Genomic DNA, 3,663 nt, shown 5'->3' with positions numbered 1-3,663 from the left:
CGTCGAAGATGATGACGCGGGCCTTGTGGTGGACGGCGCGCGCGATCTCCACCATCTGCTTGTGCGCCGCGCCCAGCGTGCTGACCTGCGCGGACGGGTCGACCTGGAAGCCCATGCCGGCGAGGAACTGCCGCGCCTGAATGTAGAGGCCGCGCAACCGGTTGAACATCTTCTCTTCGCCGAGATAGAGATTCTGCGCCACGGTCATGGCCGGCACCAGGTTGGTTTCCTGGAACACCATGGCGATGCCGGCGCGCAGCGCTTCGGCGGGCGTGGCGAAGGACACATCCTTGCCGTCGAAGGTCATCTTGCCCTCGGTCAGCTTGAAGACACCGGCCATGACCTTGGTCAGCGTCGACTTGCCGGCGCCGTTTTCGCCGAGCAGCGCGTGGATTTCTCCTTTGCGCAGGTCGAAATTGACATTCTTGAAGGCCGGAATGCGCGCGAATGCCTTGGCGGCATTCCTGAGTTCAATGATGTTGGCGTCCGACATCGCTTAGCCTCGCTTGCCGCTGGCGGCGCTCGCCACGCGCACGATCCTCGATCCGCCGCGCGAGGCGACCAGCAGATCATCGCCCAGCTCGCAGGCGCTCAGCGTCCCGTGCACCTTGCCGTCTGCGCGCGAATGGAAACTCGACAGCGGCTTCATGTTCTCGTCGCAAAGAACCACCAGCCCGTAGGACCTTGTCACCGCGTATGGCTTCAGCACGTTCATCTGCTTCAACTGGCTGCCTTGCATGGGCTCGCGATAGTCGCGCCATGAGCCGAGCGACGGCGCCATCCAGTAGGCCTCCGGGACTTCCGCCAGCATGCGGGTGCGGTAGGTCTCCTCGCGCAGGATGAACTCCACCAGTTGGTTGCGCACGGAATAGAAGGTCAGCCAATAGCCGGCGTTGAAGGCCGGGGCGATGCGGGCGGGGTAGGCCGGCAGATGCTCCAGCACGGGCAGCGTCGCCGTGGTGGCAAGGTCGATCGCCAGCACGCGGTGGCGCCAGGCCTCCGAAACGTAGATGCGGTTGGAGCCGGTGGTGGCGATGCCGGCCGGCCAGGCCAAGCCGTCCCTGACAAGCTCCAGCCGGCCGTTTTTTAGATCGAGCCGCCAGACCGAACCGGACACGCTCTTCTGCATCAGGTCGCGACGCCAACTGCTCGCCGGCACTGAGGCCGAACCGTTGGCCACCAGCAAGGTGTTGCTGTCGAGGAAGGTGAGAGCGGTGATGCAGGAGAGGCGCCGAGCCTCCTCACCCGTCGCCTCGCGCCCGTCATGCAGGCCGCCGTGGACGACGACGCCCTTGCCGTCGATGGCCATCGCGGTCATGCCGCGGGCATGGGCGAGTGCGGTGATCTCGCCCGGAAATTCCTGCAAGGTTTCGGCATGGCCGTCGGCGCTAAAGCGCATCAGCCGGTTGGCGCTGCTTGCCAGAATGCCCTTTTCGGTGCGTACGAGATTGTCGGCCTCGGCGAGGCCGGCGAACGGCTCGGCTTCCTCCAGTCCTTGGTTGGGCAGCAACGGCCCGTCGAGCGTCGGCACGGTCACTGCCCACTCGCCACGGCCGAGAAAGCGGTCAAGAAGCTGGCTCAAACCGCTCATGGCTTTTTGCCCCAGTAGGAATCCGAGCTGAACCAGTCGGGATCGACGCCTTTCAAGGGCAAGGTGCCCATGCGGTTGTTGAAGATGCCGCAGAGATAGAGGATGCCCTTGTGCTCGCGCATCGAGGTGATCATCGGATGCTTCTCGCCGGCCTGGTCCCACAGGCTTTCGAGGATCTGGCCGTTCTCGTCGAAGCGCAGCACGCAGCCGGTGTTGAGATTGGGCATCAGCCACGCGTCTTCCGATACGCGCCGCGCCATGCGACGGCGGAAGCTCGGCATTTCAAGCGAGAGATCCAAGGCCGGCGTGCGCATGCCCATCAGGGCCAGCCAGTAGGTACCGTCGGAGGCGCGGTTGATGTTGTCGGGATAGCCGGGCAAGCCCTCGATGACGCGCTCGACCTGGCCTTTCTTCGGGCCATCGAAATAGTAGCGGCTGATGCGGCAGGCCCAGCTTTCGGCGAACAGCACCGACTGGCCGTCGAAGGCCGTGCAGATGCCATTGGGGAAGACGAGGTTCGACAGCAGTGTGCGTGTCGAACCGGATTTGGGATCATGGACGATGATGCGTCCGTTGCCGCGGCTTTCCAGCGCGTCGGCATACCAGTCATGCATTTCGAAGCGCACTGTCGCTTCCGAGAAGACGATACGGCCGTCCGGCAGGATGTCGCAGTCGTCGGCGAGCTTCATGGTCGAGTCGTCGACCACCGAGGTCAGTGAGCGGTTGGTTTCGGCGGTCAGCAGCTTTACGTCGCCGGCCGGCGAGACCTGATAGAGGCCCATGCCAGCGACGCAGATGACGAGGTTGTCGTCGCGGTCGAAAGCCATGCCGAGCGGCGAGCCGCCAATATGTGCGAACACTTCGCTATCGGTGTAATGGGGCGGCTGGAAGCGCAGGATCTCGCCCTGGCGGCTGCCGGTGTAGAGACGGTCCTGCCGGTCGAAGATCACATCCTCCGCGCCATCGAGAACGCCGAGGCCGATGACGCCGACGTCCTTCAACCGGTCATTCACCGCCATTGGCGCGCCGGGCGCGGTCGAGATCGCCTGCGGCATCTTGGCGAAGGTTGGCGAGATGTAGACGCTGCGCAGGATCTTGTGGCGGTTCTTCACCCAGCGAACGTCGAGAAGCACCGACAAAAGCAGCACGATGCCGAGGATCAGGAAATTGACCGGGCCGGGCACGGCCAGCGCAAGCAGACTGTTCGACAGGACAAGCACGAAGACGGTGCCCATCAGCGCCTTGGCGACCGAGCCGCGCCCGCCGCCTAGCGAGATGCCGCCGAGCACGGTCGCGGTCAACACCTGCAGTTCGAGACCGGTGCCGATGTCGGAAGCGGCACTGCCGATGCGGGCCGAGAAGAAGAAGCCGGAGAGCGCCACCAGTACCGAGCACAAGACATAGGCGCTGAACAAGATGAAGCGCACATTGATGCCGGCATTGTAGGCAGAGCGGCGCGCGCCGCCGACCGCGAACAGCCGCCAGCCATAGCGGGCGCGCGACAGCACGAGATGGATGATCAGCGCGATGACGACGAACACCACAAAGGACGTCGGCACGCCCCAGATCGTACCGAAACCAAGAAAATCATAGGCTGGCGAGTCCGGACCGCTGGTGACGATCCGGGTCGAGACCTGGGGAAAGACGATGTCGAAGGTCGAGCGGTAGATGATGAGCGTCACCAGCGTGGTGAGAAACGCCCGCATGCGCAGAAAGCCAACCAGGAAGCCGTTGATGGCGCCGCAGACGACGCCGAGGCCCAGGCACGCCAACAGGCCGGTACCAAAGCTCCACTGCTCGACATTCATCCCATAGAGCGTGACCAGCACGGCGAGCGCGAAGGTCGACCCGACAGACAGATCGATGCCGCCTGACACCATGACGATGGTCATGCCGAGCACCACAAGGCCAAGCTCGGCGGTCTGGCCGCTGAGATTGGTCAGCGTCGCCAGATCGAAGAAGCCCGGCACGATCGAGCCGAAGATCGCGCACAAAATCACCAGCGCCGTGAAGGGGATGACGCTGTCGATCCACTTCTTGGTCAGGATCTCCCCGACCACGTGGTCGGGGAG

General features: G+C 64.0%; 3 protein-coding genes. All 3 read right to left on the bottom strand.

Features of this window, described 5'->3' with window-relative positions; genetic code table 11:
- Positions 1–493 (bottom strand): ATP-binding cassette domain-containing protein (locus EN994_RS22405; protein ID WP_164746077.1); only part of this gene is annotated, 493 nt, incomplete at its 3' end.
- A gap of 3 nt (positions 494–496) precedes the next feature.
- On the bottom strand, positions 497–1,591 hold the full coding sequence (locus tag EN994_RS22400; RefSeq protein ID WP_063167478.1) for a hypothetical protein: 1,095 nt from the start codon (positions 1,589–1,591) through the stop codon (positions 497–499).
- The coding region (locus EN994_RS22395; RefSeq protein ID WP_127307811.1) for an SMP-30/gluconolactonase/LRE family protein at positions 1,588–3,663 on the bottom strand (2,076 nt) is incomplete at its 5' end. The genes EN994_RS22400 and EN994_RS22395, both read right to left, overlap by 4 nt.

Origin of the sequence: Mesorhizobium sp. M7A.F.Ca.CA.002.09.1.1 (assembly GCF_003998555.1) — a bacterium.
GTDB classification, from domain to species: Bacteria; Pseudomonadota; Alphaproteobacteria; order Rhizobiales; family Rhizobiaceae; genus Mesorhizobium; species Mesorhizobium ciceri.
The sequence above is the reverse complement of the archived record's forward strand: the minus strand, read 5'-3'. Positions and strand labels throughout refer to the sequence as shown.